The organism is Kitasatospora sp. NPDC029367 (genome assembly GCF_055569135.1).
The window spans coordinates 63,040-80,278 of the sequence record NZ_JBVHYH010000011.1 but is presented as its reverse complement, the minus strand read 5'-3'; the positions used below and the strand labels follow the sequence as shown (position 1 = coordinate 80,278).

Annotated in this window: 12 protein-coding genes; 4 read left to right on the top strand and 8 right to left on the bottom strand. The window is 73.6% G+C overall.

All coding sequences use genetic code 11. From position 1 onward, the window contains the following. The first annotated feature begins 585 nt into the window (after positions 1-585). Positions 586-1,899, top strand: a complete 1,314-nt coding sequence (locus tag ACZ4W5_RS09020; protein WP_465653678.1) for an alpha/beta fold hydrolase — start codon at positions 586-588, stop codon at positions 1,897-1,899. A gap of 31 nt (positions 1,900-1,930) precedes the next feature. Here ACZ4W5_RS09020 and ACZ4W5_RS09015 read toward each other — a convergent pair whose 3' ends face one another. Next, positions 1,931-3,466 (bottom strand): DUF4192 domain-containing protein, encoded by a 1,536-nt coding sequence (locus ACZ4W5_RS09015; RefSeq protein WP_465653677.1) that lies wholly within the window; start codon positions 3,464-3,466, stop codon positions 1,931-1,933. 229 nt (positions 3,467-3,695) lie between these two features. Here ACZ4W5_RS09015 and ACZ4W5_RS09010 point away from each other — a divergent pair, with 229 nt between their 5' ends. Together ACZ4W5_RS09010 and ACZ4W5_RS09005 are read left to right on the top strand one after the other, a co-directional pair. Beyond that, complete coding sequence (locus ACZ4W5_RS09010) at positions 3,696-5,891, top strand: RecQ family ATP-dependent DNA helicase (RefSeq protein ID WP_465653676.1); 2,196 nt, start codon at positions 3,696-3,698, stop codon at positions 5,889-5,891. A 366-nt stretch (positions 5,892-6,257) separates the two neighbouring features. Continuing rightward, positions 6,258-6,977, top strand: coding sequence for a hypothetical protein (locus ACZ4W5_RS09005; protein ID WP_465653675.1), 720 nt, complete (start codon positions 6,258-6,260; stop codon positions 6,975-6,977). A gap of 170 nt (positions 6,978-7,147) precedes the next feature. Here ACZ4W5_RS09005 and ACZ4W5_RS09000 read toward each other — a convergent pair whose 3' ends face one another. The 3 genes from ACZ4W5_RS09000 to ACZ4W5_RS08990 all read right to left on the bottom strand — a co-directional run bounded on the left by ACZ4W5_RS09000 (position 7,148) and on the right by ACZ4W5_RS08990 (position 9,383). Then, entirely contained in the window at positions 7,148-7,855 is a 708-nt protein-coding gene (locus ACZ4W5_RS09000) for a hypothetical protein (protein ID WP_465653674.1), read from the bottom strand. A gap of 101 nt (positions 7,856-7,956) precedes the next feature. Beyond that, positions 7,957-8,655, bottom strand: coding sequence for a ribonuclease HII (locus tag ACZ4W5_RS08995; RefSeq protein WP_360237537.1), 699 nt, complete (start codon positions 8,653-8,655; stop codon positions 7,957-7,959). 80 nt (positions 8,656-8,735) lie between these two features. Beyond that, the gene (locus ACZ4W5_RS08990) at positions 8,736-9,383 is read right to left on the bottom strand and encodes a TetR/AcrR family transcriptional regulator (protein WP_360237535.1); all 648 of its coding nucleotides are present in this window, start codon (positions 9,381-9,383) and stop codon (positions 8,736-8,738) included. Between the two features lie 538 nt (positions 9,384-9,921). Here ACZ4W5_RS08990 and ACZ4W5_RS08985 point away from each other — a divergent pair. Then, complete coding sequence (locus ACZ4W5_RS08985; protein ID WP_465653702.1) at positions 9,922-11,373, top strand: MFS transporter; 1,452 nt, start codon at positions 9,922-9,924, stop codon at positions 11,371-11,373. Between the two features lie 133 nt (positions 11,374-11,506). Here the strand turns inward: ACZ4W5_RS08985 and ACZ4W5_RS08980 are convergent, their stop codons facing one another. The 4 genes from ACZ4W5_RS08980 to ACZ4W5_RS08965 form a co-directional block, all read right to left on the bottom strand. Next, entirely contained in the window at positions 11,507-13,234 is a 1,728-nt protein-coding gene (locus tag ACZ4W5_RS08980) for a DUF4153 domain-containing protein (protein ID WP_465653673.1), read from the bottom strand. Positions 13,235-13,421: 187 nt separating this feature from the next. Next, complete coding sequence (locus ACZ4W5_RS08975; RefSeq protein ID WP_465653672.1) at positions 13,422-14,312, bottom strand: carbohydrate ABC transporter permease; 891 nt, start codon at positions 14,310-14,312, stop codon at positions 13,422-13,424. Between the two features lie 50 nt (positions 14,313-14,362). After that, complete coding sequence (locus tag ACZ4W5_RS08970) at positions 14,363-15,385, bottom strand: carbohydrate ABC transporter permease (protein WP_360237529.1); 1,023 nt, start codon at positions 15,383-15,385, stop codon at positions 14,363-14,365. 214 nt (positions 15,386-15,599) lie between these two features. Next, the gene (locus ACZ4W5_RS08965) at positions 15,600-16,985 is read right to left on the bottom strand and encodes an ABC transporter substrate-binding protein (RefSeq protein WP_360237527.1); all 1,386 of its coding nucleotides are present in this window, start codon (positions 16,983-16,985) and stop codon (positions 15,600-15,602) included. Positions 16,986-17,239 lie beyond the last annotated feature (254 nt).

The following is a 17,239-nucleotide window of genomic DNA, read 5'->3' as shown; positions in this document are numbered from 1 at the left end:
TGTCAGGCCGGTGGGCCGCGAGCATGCTCGATCACCTGCTGGTGGTGCCCGGCCGACGGGCTCGCTCCCGTCGGCGGTGGTGCCGTGTCTGGCCGTACCCGACGGTGGGCCGTGCCATGCGGCGTGCGGTACCGGTCCGGTACCGGCGCTCCGCGCCGTTCGCGTCGGGCGCCCCCGGTCGTGCCCGGTACGCCGTCACCTCCGGGCCCCCGGGCTGCCGGTGACGCCCCGCCCGTGCCACCCCGTCTCCGCGACCGCCGGACGCAGGGCCCCCGGGGGGTGAACGCCGCGCACCGCCGCCAGGTCACGCCCGCCGGGGCTGCCGCTGGTCGCGCCCGGCCGCCGGACGGTCGCGCCGCCCCTGCCGGGCCGTCACCGGAGGACTTCCCAGGGACTCGGAGCCGCCCCCGGCCCGAGCCGCACTCCGGGGCCGGGGCGCCGCAGGCCGACCGGTCCGGTGGGCGGAGGCGGTCGAACCGGTGCTCGACCGCGGTCAGGATACGGTGCGGGGGTCGCGGCGCCCGTAGCCGGTGACCCCGTGAACCGCGACGCAACCGCTGTGACCAGCAGAGACCGAGGAGTTGCATGTCCACCGTCAGCCGACTGCCCGGGATTGTCACGACCGACCACGTCTTCGAGGTCCCGCTCGACCACGCCTCCCCGGAGGGCGAGCAGATCGAGGTCTACGCCCGCGAGGTGGTGGCCTCCGGCCGCGAGCGGGACGACCTGCCCTGGCTGCTGTTCCTCCAGGGCGGCCCCGGCGGCAAGGCCGCCCGCCCGCTCGGCCGGGACGCCTGGCTGGAGCGTGCCCTGGACGACTACCGGGTGCTGCTGCTCGACCAGCGCGGCACCGGCAGGTCCACCCCCGCGACCCGGCAGACCCTCGCCCGGCGTGGCGGCCCGCAGGAGCAGGCGGACTACCTCGCTCACTTCCGCGCGGACGCCATCGTCCGGGACGCCGAGCTGATCCGCCACCGGCTGCTCGGCGCCGACCGGCGCTGGAGCGTGCTCGGCCAGAGCTTCGGCGGCTTCTGCACCCTCACCTACCTCTCCTTCGCTCCCGAAGGCCTGACGGAGGCCTTCATCACCGGCGGCCTCTCCGGCCTCGGCAGTTCGGCGGACGACGTCTACCGCGCCGCCTACCCGCGCGTCGTCCGCAAGAACGAGGACCACTACGCCCGCTTCCCGCAGGACGTCGAGGCCGTCCGGCGGATCGCCGCCCACCTGGCCGACTCCCCCGCCACGCTGCCCGACGGCGGACTGCTCACCGTCGAGGCCTTCCAGGTGCTCGGGATGATGCTCGGCGGCGGCAGCGGCTCCGGAGCCCTGCACTACCTCCTGGAGGAGGCCTGGGTGGAGGGCCCGGCCGGGGCCGAGCTCTCCGACACCTTCCTGGCCGGCGTCCAGGCCCGGCTCTCCTTCGCCGAGGGCCCGCTGTACGCCGTGCTGCACGAGTCGATCTACGGCCAGCGCTCGGTGGACCAGGGCGGCACCGCCTGGTCGGCGGAGCGGGTCCGCAAGGAGTTCCCGCAGTTCGACGCCCGGGCAGCGCTGGCGGGCGACGCCCCGGTGCTGTTCACCGGGGAGATGATCTACCCCTGGATGTTCGACACCGATCCGGCGCTGCGCCCGCTCAAGGAGACCGCGGACCTGCTCGCCGCCCGCACCGACTGGCCCGACCTCTACGACCCGGCGCGGCTGGCCGCCAACACCGTGCCCGTCGTGGCGGCGGTGTACCACGACGACATGTACGTGGACACCGCCGACTCGCTGGAGACCGCCCGCGCGGTGCGCGGCCTGCGGACCTGGATCACCAACGAGTGGGAGCACGACGGCCTGCGGGTGAGCGGCGGCAAGGTGCTGGACCGGCTGATCAAGATGGCGCACGGGGAGGCGTAGCACCCTCCCGACCGGTGGGGCGGCGGGCGGTTCAGTGCGCACGGCGGGCTCCTCTCACCGCCTGTCGGGCACCGCGGCAGCGGTGCAGGCCGGTACCGGACCGGACGGCGGCGGAGGCGCAGGCCCCGACCCGGCCGAGGCGCACGCCCCGGGTGGGCCGTGCCCCGGCCGCCGGCCCGCAGCCCGGGGCCGGGAGCAGGGCGACCGAGCCCCGGGGCCGACCGGCCGACCCCGGCTCGCCGGACCGGTCGGGACCGCCCGGGCCCTGATCGTCCGGGGCCGGCGTCGGGGTCGAGGTCGGGGCGGCGGCCGCGGAACCGCCCTTCCGCCGCCCGCCCCGGCGCCGTCGGCGCGCCCCGCCCGTCGGACCGGAGCGCGGCCCGGGCTCGCCGTCCGGGGCGCGCTCGGCGCCCGGCGGTGCCCCCGGCCCGTCGTCGGTCGCGGGCCCGGAGCCGACCCCGCGCCGCGCCGCCGCCGTGCGCTCCTCGCGCCGCCGTCGCTGGGCCTCGACGGCGGACAGCAGCGCCCCGGGCGACATGCCGTCGTTCATCGACTCGTACAGCAGCTCGGCCAGCAGGTAGCCCGGCGAGAGCCGCAGCACGTGGCCGAGCACCACCCGGGAGGTGGCCGTGTCCCCCGCGACCCAGGACGCCCAGGCCAGCAGGGTGAGCGGGGCCACCGCGCAGCCCTCGTACGGCGGGACGGCCCGCCGGGCGAGGAAGCGCCAGAGCCGCTCGGCGGGGGCGAGCTCGGCCGGCCGGACGAACTCGACGCCGCGGTCCCGGGTGAGGCGGTCCCGCAGGGCGAACAGCAGCCGGGCCGCCCGCTCCTCGTCGAGCTCCCGGGCACCGGCCGCGAACTCGGCGAAAGCCTGCTCCAGCAGTGCGAGGCCCTGCTCCCGGGAGACCGACCCGGCGAGCGACTCGGCGCGGGCGAGCGCCCCGCGCTGCGCGGCGTCCGCCGGCGGGCCGACCGGGGCCAGCGCGCCGACGATCGCCTTCCGGCTGCCGCGCGGCACCAGGCCGGCCACCGTCGCGGCGGCGGCCGCCGGGCCCGGATCGGGCCCGCGCCGCACCGGGTTGCCCGCCGGATCGCAGCAGCCCTCCCGGCGACAGAGGAAGGACCACCAGCGGCCGTCCGAGACGCACAGCGACTCCTTGACGGCCACTCCCCGGCGCCCGAAGGCCGCGCGCAGTTGGTCGGCCAGCGGCCGCAGTTCGCCCACCGCGGGCGGGGCGTGCGCCGTGACCCGATCCTGGCAGAGGTAGAGGAGCACCTCGAACGGCCGGCTGCCGTGCCGCTCGGAGAGGGCGACCAGCAGGGCGGCCGTCTCCTCGGCCGCCGCCGGCCAGTCCGCGGGCGAGGCCGGGAGGTCCGCCCGGATGACCCCGCCCTGGTGGAGGTCGGGGCCCTGGAGACCCACCGCGACGATGCTGTCGTCGGGGTAGAACCCCAGGAGGTAGGGCAACAGCTCGGCCATGTCGGCCGGACCGCGCATGAGGACGGGCCGCTGCTCGGAAGCCGGGCCCAGGGACAGGGTGACGTGTTCGTTGTTCATCTCGTTCATGGCCGCAAGCGTGGCCGCAATGCGAGAACGACTCCGACACTTTCTCTTTTCCTGTGGATAACTCGGCCCCCGAATTTTCCTTCGCTCGATCGGAGCACACGACGGCCACTCCGGAGAGTGAATTTCAGCGGCCGTTCAGCGGATCAACGGATGAAATACACCCGGCCTTCCCCTCCGCCGTCCCACCCGCATTCGCCCCTTGTCGGCGGCATGGGGTTACATCGAGGCCATGCAGCAGCCCGAGTTCCACACCACCGCCACCGCCGACCGCGCCGAGGTCCGGGCGCGGGCCGAGGCCGTCCTGCGCGAGCTGGCCGGCCCCGCCGCCAGCCTGCGCGAGGACCAGTGGACGGCGATCGAGGCCCTCGTGGTCGACCACCGCCGCGCACTGGTCGTCCAGCGCACCGGCTGGGGGAAGTCCGCGGTCTACTTCATCTCCACCGCCCTGCTCCGGGCCCGCGGCGCCGGGCCGACGGTGATCGTCTCCCCGCTGCTCGCCCTGATGCGCAACCAGGTCGAGTCGGCGGCCCGGGCCGGGATCCACGCCCGCACCATCAACTCGGCCAACACCGAGGAGTGGGAGGAGGTCCAGGCCGAGGTCGCCGCCGGGAAGGTCGACGTCCTCCTGGTCAGCCCCGAGCGGCTGAACAACCCGGACTTCCGCGACCAGGTACTGCCGAAGCTCGCCGCCTCCACCGGCCTGCTGGTGGTCGACGAGGCCCACTGCATCTCCGACTGGGGCCACGACTTCCGCCCGGACTACCGCCGGCTGCGCACCATGCTGGCCGACCTGCCGCCCGGCGTCCCGGTACTGGCCACCACCGCCACCGCCAACGCCCGGGTCACCGCCGACGTCGCCGAGCAGCTCGGCACCGGCAGCACCGACGAGCACGCCCTGGTGCTGCGCGGCCCGCTCGACCGGGAGAGCCTCACGCTGGGCGTGCTCGCGCTGGCCGACCCGGCGCACCGGCTCGCCTGGCTGGCCGACCACCTCGACCGGCTCCCCGGCTCGGGCATCGTCTACACCCTGACGGTGGCCGCCGCCGAGGAGGTGACGGCCTTCCTGCGCGAGCGCGGCTTCCCTGTGGCCTCCTACTCCGGCCGCACCGAGGACGCCGAACGCCGGACCGCCGAGGCCGACCTGCTGGCCAACCGGGTCAAGGCGCTGGTCGCCACCTCCGCGCTCGGCATGGGCTTCGACAAGCCCGACCTCGGCTTCGTCGTCCACCTGGGCTCGCCCAGCTCCCCGATCGCCTACTACCAGCAGGTCGGCCGGGCCGGCCGCGGAGTGGACCGGGCCGAGGTGCTGCTGCTGCCCGGGCGCGAGGACGAGGCGATCTGGCGCTACTTCGCCTCGCTCGCCTTCCCGCCGGAGGAGCAGGTGCGGCGCACCATCGACGCGCTCGCCGAGGCCGGCCGCCCGCTCTCCACCGCCGCCCTGGAGCCCCGGGTGGACCTGCGCCGCGCCCGGTTGGAGACCATGCTCAAGGTGCTGGACGTGGACGGCGCCGTCCGCCGGGTCAAGGGCGGCTGGACGGCCACCGGGCAGAGCTGGGCGTACGACGCCGCCCGCTACGCCAAGGTCGCCGCCTCCCGGGAGGCGGAACAGCGGGCGATGCGCGAGTATGCGGCGACCACCGGCTGCCGGATGGAGTTCCTGCGCCGCCAGCTGGACGACGAGCAGGCCGTGCCCTGCGGGCGGTGCGACAACTGCGCGGGGCCGCTGCACACCCCGGAGGTCTCCGCGGAGGCACTGGCCGCCGCCCGGGCCGCACTCGGCCGCCCGGGCGTGAGCTTCGAACCGCGCCGGCTCTGGCCGACCGGGATGGACGCACTCGGGGTGCCGTTGAAGGGCCGGATCCCGGCGGGCGAACAGGCGGAGACCGGCCGGGCACTCGGCCGGCTGTCCGACATCGGCTGGGGCACCCGGTTGCGCACCCTGCTCGCCGACCAGGCGCCGGACGTGCCGGTGCCCGGCGAGGCGGTGGACGCCCTGGTGGCGGTGCTGGCCGACTGGGCCCGCGGCCCCGGCGGCTGGGCCGGGCCCGCGACGGCGGAGGGCACCCGGCTGGAGCGGCCGGTCGGTGTGGTGACCATGGCCTCCTCGACCCGCCCGCAGCTGGTCGGCAGTCTCGGCGCGCGAATCGCCGAGGTCGGGCGGCTGCCGTTGCTCGGCCGGATCGAGTACGCCGGCGGGCTGCCGCCGCACGGGGCCCGCAGCAACAGCGCCCAGCGGCTGCACTCACTGGCCGGGTCGCTGGTGCTGCCGCCGGAGCTGGAGCAGGCGGTGGCGGCCGCCGGCGGACCGGTGCTGCTGGTGGACGACCTCGTGGACTCGGGGTGGACGGTCACCGTGGCCGCCCGGCTGCTGCGCCGCGCGGGGGCCGGCGCGGTGCTGCCGTTGGTCCTGGGGGTGCAGGGGTGAGCGGGCGGCGGGTTGCCCTCGCCCCCGAGGCCGCCATCACTCGAATGGCCTAACAGAAAGGAGTCGCCAGGGCGATTTCGATCACATCGGAGATCCGACCGGAGAAAGGAGGGCCCAGCGCGCCGACAACGGTTCGACATGCCCTTCGCGTGATGTGGATCAAGGTCGGGCGTCACCCGAACCCCACTCGGGCCGACCTGGAACATATCCGGCAGAACATGGGCTATCGGGTGGCGTTCATCATTTCATCGTTGCCGCTCTGGCCCCGTTGCCCTGAGAATTGGGAGGTACCCGAAATCCGGTCCGCTGGGCCCGCCCTTCGGCGTACCCAGGCACCCGCCTGCCCACGGGCCAGGAAGGAGGATCGTGATCAACGGTATCGACCGAGGTCAGCATCCCCTCTCCGGAGGTTCGGCGCCCAGACGGCTGCTGGACCTGGAGACCTGGACCGCCTCGGGGATCCCGTTGCTGCGCGATCCGCGCGAGTTCGTCCTGGAGCTGCACCAGCGTCACCTGCCCCAGCCGGGCACGGTCGTGGTGGCGGTCCTGGACGCGCTCCACCACCTGGCAGCCTCGGCCTCGTTCACGCCCTGGCCGCACGACACCGACGGCTGGCAGCACCGGAACGCCCTGCTGACGCACCTGCGCCGGGTCACCCCGCACGACCTGCGCCAGCCCGAGCCGACCCGGACGGCCGTGCTGCTGCGCTGTCGCGACGGTGCGCCCGGCTGGACGGAACAGGACGGCGCCTGGATGTGGGCCTTGCGGGACGCGGCCGGGCTGCACGGGCTGCGCTGCGGCTCGTACATCGGGCTCACCGCGACGGGCTGGCAGATCCTCGGCGACGGGCGGGGCGGGCGCAATCCACACGCGGGTTCGTGGGCGGACGGGCCGCTGCACATCGTGACGGAGCTGCCGCCGCGGTCGGTGCTCGACGACGCCCCGCGCAGCCAGCGGGCCCGGCAGCAGGCCGCCGAACAGGCCAAGCGGGCCGACGCCCCGCAGCGCTCACCGCAGGCCGAGCCGCCGTGGATCCCGGCGCGGGTCGCGGCCGTGGATCCGGGCCGGCGCACCGGCACGCGCTGACCGGCACTCACTGACCGGCAGCGCTGGCCGACACGTGGTGACCGGTCCGAGCCGCCGGCCACGGGCCGCGAGCAGTACGGACGGGCAACGCGGACGGGCAGTACGAACGAGCCCGGGCCCGGCACCGTACGGCACCGGGCCCGGGGTGAGGACGACGGTCGGAGCTTCGGTCAGGCCTTGACCGGACGCCCGGGTGCGGCTGCGGACGCCCCCGTGACGGCCGGGCCGGCCTCCCCGCACACCAGCAGCAGGGTGTTGGCGCGGCCGAGCGCGTCGGCGTACGCCTCGGTGGCCCGGGCGGGCGAACCGCCGTTGACCACCAGCACGACCACATCGCGGCGGACCGGCCTGGTCAGCGCCGCGTCCGCGTAGAACACGTCGCCGCCCTCGGCGAGTTGCGCCCAGTAGCGCTCCTCGCCGAAGGACAGCTCGTGCTGCTGCCAGGGGTGGGCGTCGCCGACGGTCAGCACCAGGATCTGGCCCGGGTCGCGGCCCGAGTCCAGGAGCAGATCGACCGCGTCGTCGGCGCGTTCCAGCGCCTGTGCCGGGGTGGCCGCGATGCGCTGGACCTCGACCTGCGACGCGGCCGGGGCCGTGGCCGGGGCCGGAGCCGTGGCCGGGCGGCGCGGTGCCGGACCGGGCTTGGGGATCAGGCGCGACGGTCCCGGACGGTCGGCACGCGGCGGTGCCGGACGCGGGGGCGCCGGGCGCGGGCCGGGCACCGGGAGCGGCGCGGCGGCGGTGGTGGTGGGTGCGGTGGTGGGTGCGCCGCCGCTGGCAGGCGCGTGGAGGGCTTGTGCGTCCGACTCGCGGGGGAAGGGAACGCCGGGGCCCGGGAGGCTCTCGTGAATCTCCGGCTCCTCGGGGAAGACAGGCATACCCGGATATCTATCAAATGCCGGTCGAACGCGCACGGGCGCCCCACCCATTGGGCACGGGACCTCCGTCACCCCCACCCCGGGCAATTCCAGACGGACCATCAGAAACCGAGCGTCAACTGTTCGTCGGCGGATCCCTGACCGGCGCCGATGACGTCCCGGCCGCGCTTGAGGTGACGCCACTTGGGCAGTGCGTCCAAGTACGCCCAGGAGAGCCGGTGGTGCTCGGTGGGGCCGAACTCGTCCAGCGCGGAGCGGTGCACCGGGGACGGATAGCCGGCGTTGTCCGCGAAGCCGTATTCCGGGCAGTTCTCGCCGAGTTCGGCCATCAGCCCGTCACGGTGGACCTTGGCGAGCACCGAGGCGGCGGAGACGCAGATGCAGGACTGGTCGCCCTTGATCACCGTGCGCACCCGCCACGGGCCGCCGAGGTAGTCGTGCTTGCCGTCCAGGATCACCGCGTCGGGTTCGACCGGCAGCGCCGCCAGCGCGCGGACGGCGGCCAGCCGCAGCGCCGCCGTCATGCCGAGCTCGTCGCACTCCTGCGGCGAGGCGTGACCGAGCGCGTACGCGGTGACCCAGTCGGCGAGCACCGGCGCGAGGGCCTCGCGGCGAAGCTCGGTGAGCAGCTTGGAGTCGGTGAGCCCCTCCGGCGGCTTGCGCAGGCCGGTGACGGCGGCCCCGACGGTGACCGGTCCGGCCCAGGCGCCGCGTCCCACCTCGTCCAGCCCGACCACGACCTTGGCGCCGGCCCGGCGGAGCGAGCGTTCGACGGAGTGCGTCGGCGGGACGATGGGCATCACGGACTCCGTTCGGCAGTGCAGCCCCCTCCGATGGGGCGCTCTCCAGCCTAAGCCCGCCTACGGAGGCCCCCGACCGGCTACGTCCGGCGGACCATCGGGACCAGCACGTCGTCCACCAGCCGGACCGCGAAGTCCGGGGCCAGGGCCTGCTCGGAGACCTTCACCTGGAACATCAGCATCGCGGGGACGACGTCGGCGACCAGCGGGGTGACCGCGTCGGGGCGGACGTCGCCCCGCTCGACGCCGCGGCGGAGGATGTCCAGGATGGCGTCCTTGGTCGGCCCGACCACCCGCTGCACGATGAAGTCCTTGAACACCTCGGCCTGTTGCTGGGAGAGCTCGGCCATCAGCGCGTGCAGGGCGGCGCCCGCCCGGGAGCAGATCTCGTCCGTGAACAGCTCGATGAGCTGCAGCAATTCGGCCCGGGTGGACCCGAGGTCGGGGATGCCGCAGGGGCGTGGCAGAGTGGCGTCCAGGGCGTCGAGGACGAGTTCGTCCTTGGACGCCCAGCGCCGGTAGAGCGCGGCCTTCCCGGTCCGCGCCGCGCCGGCGACGCCCTCCATCGTCAGCCGCGCGAATCCGCCGGAGGTGAGCTGGTCGAGCGCGGCCTCGAAGATCGCGTTCTCCAACTCCTTCCCCCGGCGCCGCACCGGCCGGGCCAGCGCCTCGCGGACGGCCTGGACCGGGCAATAGCGCTCAGACCCCTCTCCCGGCGCTCCCGACACCGGCTGCACTCCCGGCACCACCGGTACGCCCGACACCGCCGGTACGCCTGGCGCCACGGAAACCCCCGGCGCCACCGGGAGCACGCCGGACGGCAACGGCACGGCGGAGCCCCCGGACGTCCGGTCCGCCGCCGGGCGCCATGTCAACCGATCCATTGCCACCATCCTTAAGGAACGCTTGCGTTCACTATCGAGCCCAGGCTATCGTCCAGATTAGTGAACGGCATCGTTCCTTCCCAGCCTGCGCCGAAGCGCAGCGGCGCGTTCGGGCCGGCGGATCCGCTGCGGCCCCGGACACGCGAAGCACCACCGATGCACCACCGTTGCACCGCCGACGCACCGCAGTTCCCGCGCACCGAGCGCACCACCACACCCACCGCATCCACCACACCCATCGCACCGACCGCACCGCGCGCACAGCCAGCAGGGGGCACAGTTCGTGGCTATCTCCGACACGCTCAGCAAGAACTCACCGCCGAAAACCGGCCAGGGCCGGGGGAAGAACATCACCCTGGCCGTCATCGCGGCCACCCAGCTCATGGTGGTGCTCGACGCGACCATCGTGAACATCGCGCTGCCGCACATCAAGGACGCGCTGAACTTCTCGACCACCGACCTGTCCTGGGTCATCAACGCCTACACGCTGACCTTCGGCGGGCTGCTGCTGCTCGGCGGCCGGGCGGGCGACATCCTCGGCCGCCGCCGGGTGTTCATCTTCGGCACCCTGCTGTTCGGCCTGGCCTCGCTGCTGGGCGGCTTCGCCCAGGACAGCACGCTGCTGCTGGCCGCCCGCGCGCTCCAGGGCATCGGTGGCGCGATCTGCTCACCCACCGCCTTCGCCCTGATCGCCACCAACTTCGAGGAGGGGCCGGAACGCAACAAGGCGTTCGGCGTCTTCTCGGCGGTGGCCGGTTCGGGTGCCGCGATCGGCCTGCTGGCCGGCGGTCTGCTGACCGAGTACCTGGACTGGCGCTGGGTGTTCTTCGTCAACGTGCCGATCGCCGTGCTGATCGCGATCGCCGCGCCGCGCTACATCGCCGAGTCCGAGCGCCACCCGGGCCGCTTCGACCTGCCCGGCGCCTTCACCTCGACCCTCGGCCTGGTCGGCCTGGTCTACGGCTTCATCCGGGCCGCCTCGGACGGCTGGTCGGACCCCCTGACGCTCGGCTCCTTCGCCGCCGGTGCGCTCCTGCTGGCCGCCTTCATCGTGATCGAGCGGCGCACAGACCAGCCGATCACCCCGCTGCACCTGTTCGCCGACCGCAACCGCACCGGCGGCCTGGTGATGATGCTCTGCCTGGCCGCGGCCATGTTCGGCATCTTCTTCTACGTCGTCCTGTTCGTGCAGGGCCCGCTCGGGTACAGCCCGCTCAAGGCCGGTGTCTCGTTCCTGCCGATCAGCGTGTCGATCATCATCGCCGCTCAGCTCGCCTCGGCCTTCCAGGCCAAGTACGGCCCGAAGCCGTTCATGGTGGGCGGCGCGCTGCTGGTCACCATCGGCCTCACCTGGCTGACCCAGATCCACAAGGACAGCGGCTACCTGGACGGCGTGCTGGCCCCGACGGTGATCTTCGGCCTCGGCATGGGCCTGATCTTCGTCCCGGTGATGCTGCTCTCGGTCGCGGGCGTCCCCGGCGAGGAGACCGGCGCCGCCTCCGGCCTGCTCAACTCGATGCAGCAGATCGGCGGTTCGCTCGGCCTGTCGATCCTGACCACGGTCTTCGCGCACTACGCCGTGCCCGAGTTCCAGGCGCAGCTGCCCGCCTTCATGCACACGGCCGCACCGGACCAGCTCGCCTACTTCCAGGAGAAGCACGACTTCCCGCCGGGTTCCGAGGCCGCCAACTCGGTGCTCGCCCAGGGGATCTCGCACGGCTTCATCGTCGGCGCGGTGCTCGCCGGGGTCGCGCTGCTGGTCGCGATCCTCGTCATCAAGGCGAAGGCGAGCGACCTGCCGAGCGGCGACAGCGCCGGCATCGCGATGCACTGATCCGCACCGGCCCCCGCAGGGGCGGCGGAACCGCAAACGGGCCGGCCGGGAGCAGCACGCTCCCGGCCGGCCCGCAGCACTTCCGAGCCGTACCCGGCCCGACCCGGTGCCCGCTACCTGACCCCGGTGCCCGCTACCAGCCCCGCTCGGGCTCCAGCCCGGCCCACTCGCAGGGCCCCCGGCCCGACCTCGGCCCCTCCACCAGCGGCCGCTCCGTCAGGACCTGCCGGGCCCCGGCGACCGAGCCGCCGGCGGCGTACCAGGGCCGGGTGTCCTGGTCCAGGTCCCGCCGGATCAGTTGCAGCGCGCAGGACCGCTCCGGCTCGGGCAGCCGGTCCAGGGCGGGCACCGCGTCCGCCGAGAGGTCACGGACGTTGCGCAGGTCGATCTGCTCCGACCGCTCGTACCGGGCCACGTTCTGCTCCGCGACGATCGCGTCCGGCCCCATCAGCCCGTACACGGCGACAGTGAGCATCCCGCTGAGGACGACGGCGCGCGGCAGCCGGCCCCCGCCCCGCCGGGTGAGGCCGGCGGCGAGCAGCAGCAGGAACACGGTGCCCAGCCAGATCTCGACCACCAGCACCCACAGCCGCAGCCTGGTGAGCCCGGAGGCGTCCACGTAGAACCACATCCGGCCGAGCGCCGAGGCGACCACGACCAGCGCGAGCAGGCAGAGCAGTCCGAGCAGGATCCTGGCCAGTCGGCGGTCCCCCGGGGTGGTGCGCGGGGCCCAGCGCTTGGCGACGGCCACCACGACCAGGGTCAGCACGGTGATCACGCTCAGCTGCCAGAAGCCCTGCCGGGCGTAGGCGGAGCGGCTCATCCCGGTGTTGGCCAGCACGGCGTCCGCGCCGCCGAGCACCACGACCGCCTGGATCACCGCGAAGGCGCCGAACAGCAGGTCGAGCGCGACCAGCGGCAGGGCCCATTCCAGCCGCCGCCGTTCGCGGCCCGGGCGGACCTCCAGCCGGTCCCAGCGGCGCGGTCCGGCGGCGATGTGCGCGAAGCCGAGGGCGGCGAGCGTTCCGAGCCCGAACAGCGCGCCGCGCCCCGGCAGTTGGTGGACGTCGAAGCTGGGGACCAGGCCGGTCAGCAGGTCCGCCATGGCGGCGTCCGCGCCGGCGAACAGCAGGCCGAAGACGGTCAGCAGGACGGCGGCGACGGCGAGCGCCTTGAGCACCGGGACGACCCGTCCGGCCCCCGGCAGCGGCCGGCCCTCCAGGCTGTCCCAGATCCAGCTCACGCCCGGGATCAACTGCCAGACCAGGGCGGGCAGGGCGAGCAGCACCCCCGCCCAGCGGCGCCCGCCGTGCAGGGCGAGCGAGGCCAGCCCCAGCGCGCAGCCGGAGGCGAGCAGGGCGGGCCAGCCCGCGTCCCAGCGGGCCGGGACGGCGAGCAGGGCGAGGGCCAGCAGGCTCCAGACGAGCGTCCAGGGCCGGATCCGGCGGCCGGCCGTACGGGCGACCAGGCCGGCGACGACGGCCGTGGCGGCGCCGCAGATCAGCAGGTTGGCGCCGACTCCGTCGTACAGCAGCCAGGCCGTCAGCAGACCCGCGAGCAGGGCGAGCAGGAGGACCCGGGGGGTGGCGGCCGCGTGCCGTTCGGGGTCGGTGGCGCGCAGCCGGCCGGGCGGCGGGGGCACGGGGGCGCTCGGCGAGCGGTACGGGGCGCCGGGCCGGTACATGTCGAACGGCGAGTCCGGGGCGGCTTGCGCGTCCGGCTCGGCCGACGGGCCGTACTCGACCGACGGGCCGTACTCCGCCGACGGGCTGTGCTCGGCCGACGGGCCGTGGTCGATCGACGGGCCGTGCTCGGCCCCCGGCTGCGGATCGGACGGGGCAGGCGTGGACGGGCCTGGCATGAGTCACCCTCGGTGGTCGGCGGGCATGCGGAAGCCGTCCTCCGGGCGGTCCGCGGGGCGGGCGCTCTCGACGCCCTGCCGCAGCCGACTGTAGACGATTCTGAACAAGTTCAAAAGTTGGTTCTGAACGCGTTCAGAAGCCTCTCGGGCCCGCTGGCACCAAGGCGCACCGCCGGAGCCGCCCGCCCTACCCCTTGACCGAGCCCGCCAGCAGTCCGCGGACGAAGTACCGCTGCAGGCCGAAGAAGACGATCAGCGGCACGGTGATCGACAGGAACGCCCCCGCCGTGAGCAGCTCCCAGCGCCCGCCCAGCGACCCGGACAGCTGCGCCAGCCGGACCGTCATCGGCGCCACCTCCGGCGTGCCGCCGGCGAAGGTGAGCGCGACCAGCAGGTCGTTCCAGACCCAGAGGAACTGGAAGATCGCGAACGAGGCCAGCGCCGGGGCGCACAGCGGCAGCACGATCGAACGGAAGATCTTGAAGTGCGAGGCGCCGTCCACCACCGCCGCCTCCATCAGGTCGCGCGGCAGCTGGGCGATGAAGTTGTGCAGCAGGAACACCGCCAGCGGCATCGCGAACATGGTGTGCGCCAGCCAGACCGGCGCGTAGCTGCCCTTGAGGTCCACCGCGGGGATCAGCGTCAGCGCCCCCAGGTGCGCACCGCCGGAGAACAGCCGCAGCAGCGGGATCAGCGCCATCTGGAGCGGCACCACCTGGAGTGCGAACACCGTGAAGAACACCGTGTCGCTCCCGCGGAACCGCACCCACGCCAGCGCGTACGCCGCCATCGCCGCGAGCACCAGCGGGAAGAAGGTGGCCGGGATGCTGATCGCCAGCGAGTTCACCAGGAAGGGCATCAGGCCAGTGGAGCCGCCGGAGCCGCCCTCGAACAGCACCGCGTGGTAGTTGCCGAGGCCGAAGTCCGGATGGAGCAGGGCGTTCCACCAGCCGTCCTTCGTCACGTCCTGCTTGGGGCGCAGCGAGGTCACCAGCAGGCCGAGGGTCGGGACCGTCCAGAGCACTGTCACGGCGATCACGAACAGCGAGGCCAGGGGGCTGCTGAAAGCCTTCCGCACGGGGCTCCCCCCGGCCGGACGGCGGCTGACGGCTTTCGCCTCAGGAGTGCTCACCGCACCTCACGCTCCCTCCGCAGCTGGACGATGTTGTAGGCCACCAGCGGCAGCACCGCGAGGAACAGCAGGACCGCGAGGGCGCCGCCCCGCCCGTCGTTGAACTGCACGAAGGACTGCGAGTACATCTCGTTGGCCAGCACCTGGGTGCCGAAGTTGCCGCCGGTCATGGTGCGGACGATGTCGAAGGCCTTCAAGGTGATGATCATGACGGTGGTCAGGACGACCATCACCGTGGTGCGGATCATCGGCACGGTGACGTGCCAGAACAGCCGCGCCCCGGTCGCACCGTCGAGCCGGGCCGCCTCCACCACCTCGTCCGGGATCGCCTTGATCGCCGCCGAGAGCACCACCATCGCGAAGCCGGTCTGCACCCAGACCATCACCGCCATCAGCAGGAAGGTGTTCAGCGGCTGGCTGAGCAGCCAGTTGGGCGGGTCCGACCAGCCCACCGCGTGGGCGAGCTGGCTGAGCAGGCCGATCTGCGGCTGGTCCTTGCCGCGCGCCTCGTAGACGAACTTGAAGATGATCGAGGCGCCCACCAGCGAGATCGCCATCGGCATGAAGATCAGCGACTTGTAGACCGACTGGCCGCGCATCCGGTCCACCAGCAGCGCCAGCACCAGGCCGAGACCGGTCGCCACCAGCGGCGCGACCACCAGCCACAGCAGGGTGTTGAGCAGCACCTTCCGCACCGAGTCGGTGGTGAACGCCCAGCCGAAGTTCTCGCCGCCGACGAAGGTGCTGCCGTCCGCGCTGTGCAGGCTCAGGTAGACCGTACGGATCAGCGGCGCCACCAGGCCGACCGCCAGCAGCAGCACCGCCGGGCCCAGGAAGACCAGGACGGCCAGCGGGCGGGCCAGCCGGCCCCGGGCGCGTCCGGCCACCAGGAAGACCACCAGCAGGACGCCGAGGAAGCCCGCGATCGCGCCGAAGCTGTTGCCGAACTTGATCGCCGCGTCGCCCCAGGCGCCGACGGCCAGGGAGCCGGCGGCCGGCGGGGAGCCGGTTACGGGCATGGCTGCACGTCCCTTCGGTTCGTCCAGCAGGAAGGGGAAGCGGGGTCAGGGAGCAGGTGAGGAAGCAGGTGACGGGGAGGAGGGGCGGGCGGTGCGGGTGGGTGGCCCCGCACCGCCCTCGGCGGGTGGTCCCGGACATCCGGCCGGGCGGACCGCTTCGACGGCTGCCTCGGCGGCCACCTCGGCAGCTGCCCCGAACGGCTACCTCAGCGGGCTACTTCGGCCAGGCGGCGTCGATGTCGGCCGCGACCTTCTGGATCGACTGCCCCTCGGCGAACCAGGCGGTCAGCGACTTCCACTCCTGCCCGGAGCCGACGGCCGCCGGCATCATGTCGGAGGCGTCGAAGCGGAAGGTGGCGCTCGGGTCGGTCAGCGCCTCCGCGGAGAGCTTGTCGATCGGATCCGTGTACAGGGACTTGTCCACGCCCTGGTTGGCCGAGACCCAGCCGGTCGCGGTCCTCACCCGGCTGCTCGCCCAGTCCGAACTGGACAGGTAGTTCTGCACCGCCTGCGCCTCGGGCTTGCTGGAGAAGGCGGCCAGGAACTCGCCGCCGCCCTCGACCGGGTTGGCGATCGCCGGGTTGACGGCGGGCAGGTGGAAGGCGAAGACGTCGCCGTCCGGGGCGACCTTGGTGCCCTTGGGCCACTGCGCCTCGTAGAAGGAGGCCTGCTGGAGCATCGCGCACTTGCCGGTGAGGATCGGCGCGCCCGCGTCCTGGAAGGTGGTGGTGGCGATCGACTTGACGTCGCCGTAACCGCCGTTGACCCAGGCCGGGTTCAGCATCCAGTCGGCGACCGTCCGCATCGCCGTGGCGATCTTCTGGTCGGAGAACTTCACCTGGTGGCCGACCCACTGGTCGTACACCTCACCGCCGTACGTGCCCAGGACCACCTCCTCCAGCCAGTCGGTGGCCGGCCAGCCGGTGGCCGTGCCGGAGGCGATGCCCCCGCACCAGGGCTTCGGGCCGCCCGCCTTGGCGATCCGGTCGCTGAGCGCCATGAGGTCCGCCCAGGTCTTCGGCACCTCGTAGCCGGCCGCCTTGAAGGCCTTCGGCGAGTACCAGACCAGGGACTTCATGTTGGCACTCATCGGCGCCGCGTAGAAGGTGCCGTCGACCGAGCCGTAGGTCTTCCAGACCGGGCTCCACTTGTCCTGGTTGGCGACGGTCTGGGCGGGCGGCTTGACCACCTTGCCGCTCTTCACCATCTGCGCCAGCAGGCCCGGCTGGGGGATGATCGCGAAGTCCGGGGCGTTGCCGCCGGCCACCCGGACCGGCAGCTGGGACTCGAAGTCGTTGGACCCCTCGTAGCTGATCTTGATCCCGGTGCACGAGCTGAACTCGGCCCAGGACTTCTCCAGGTTGTCCGACTCCGGACTGAGGATCGAGGCGAACATCGTCACCGTGGTGCCCGAATGCCCGGCGTACGGCTGGTACTTGGCGCAGTCGCCGGTCAGCGTCCGGGCCGCCCCGTCGCCGCCGCCCGAACCGCCGGAGCTGTTCGAGCAGGCCGCGGTCAGGGCCAGCGCCGCCAGCAGGGCGGGTACGGCCACCGTTCGACGGCGTGAACTCGCGGACGGCGCGTTCGGGTTGAGGGTCAATGCGGTCCTCCTCGCCAGGGCGTGCTGCCTCGGGTGGGCTGCCTCGGGTGGACTGAACGACATTGCGCTGTACCGGAGATGGGCGTGCAGGGATCGCTGGGCGAGCGGGCGAACGAACGGACGGACGGACGAGCGAACGGACGGACGGACGAGCGAACGGACGGACGGCCGAACCGGTCCGACGACGTTAACGCAGCCTTCCGCCGCCGCCAAGGTCCATGGTCGACCTTCCCCCACACCGGTGCCCCGATCAT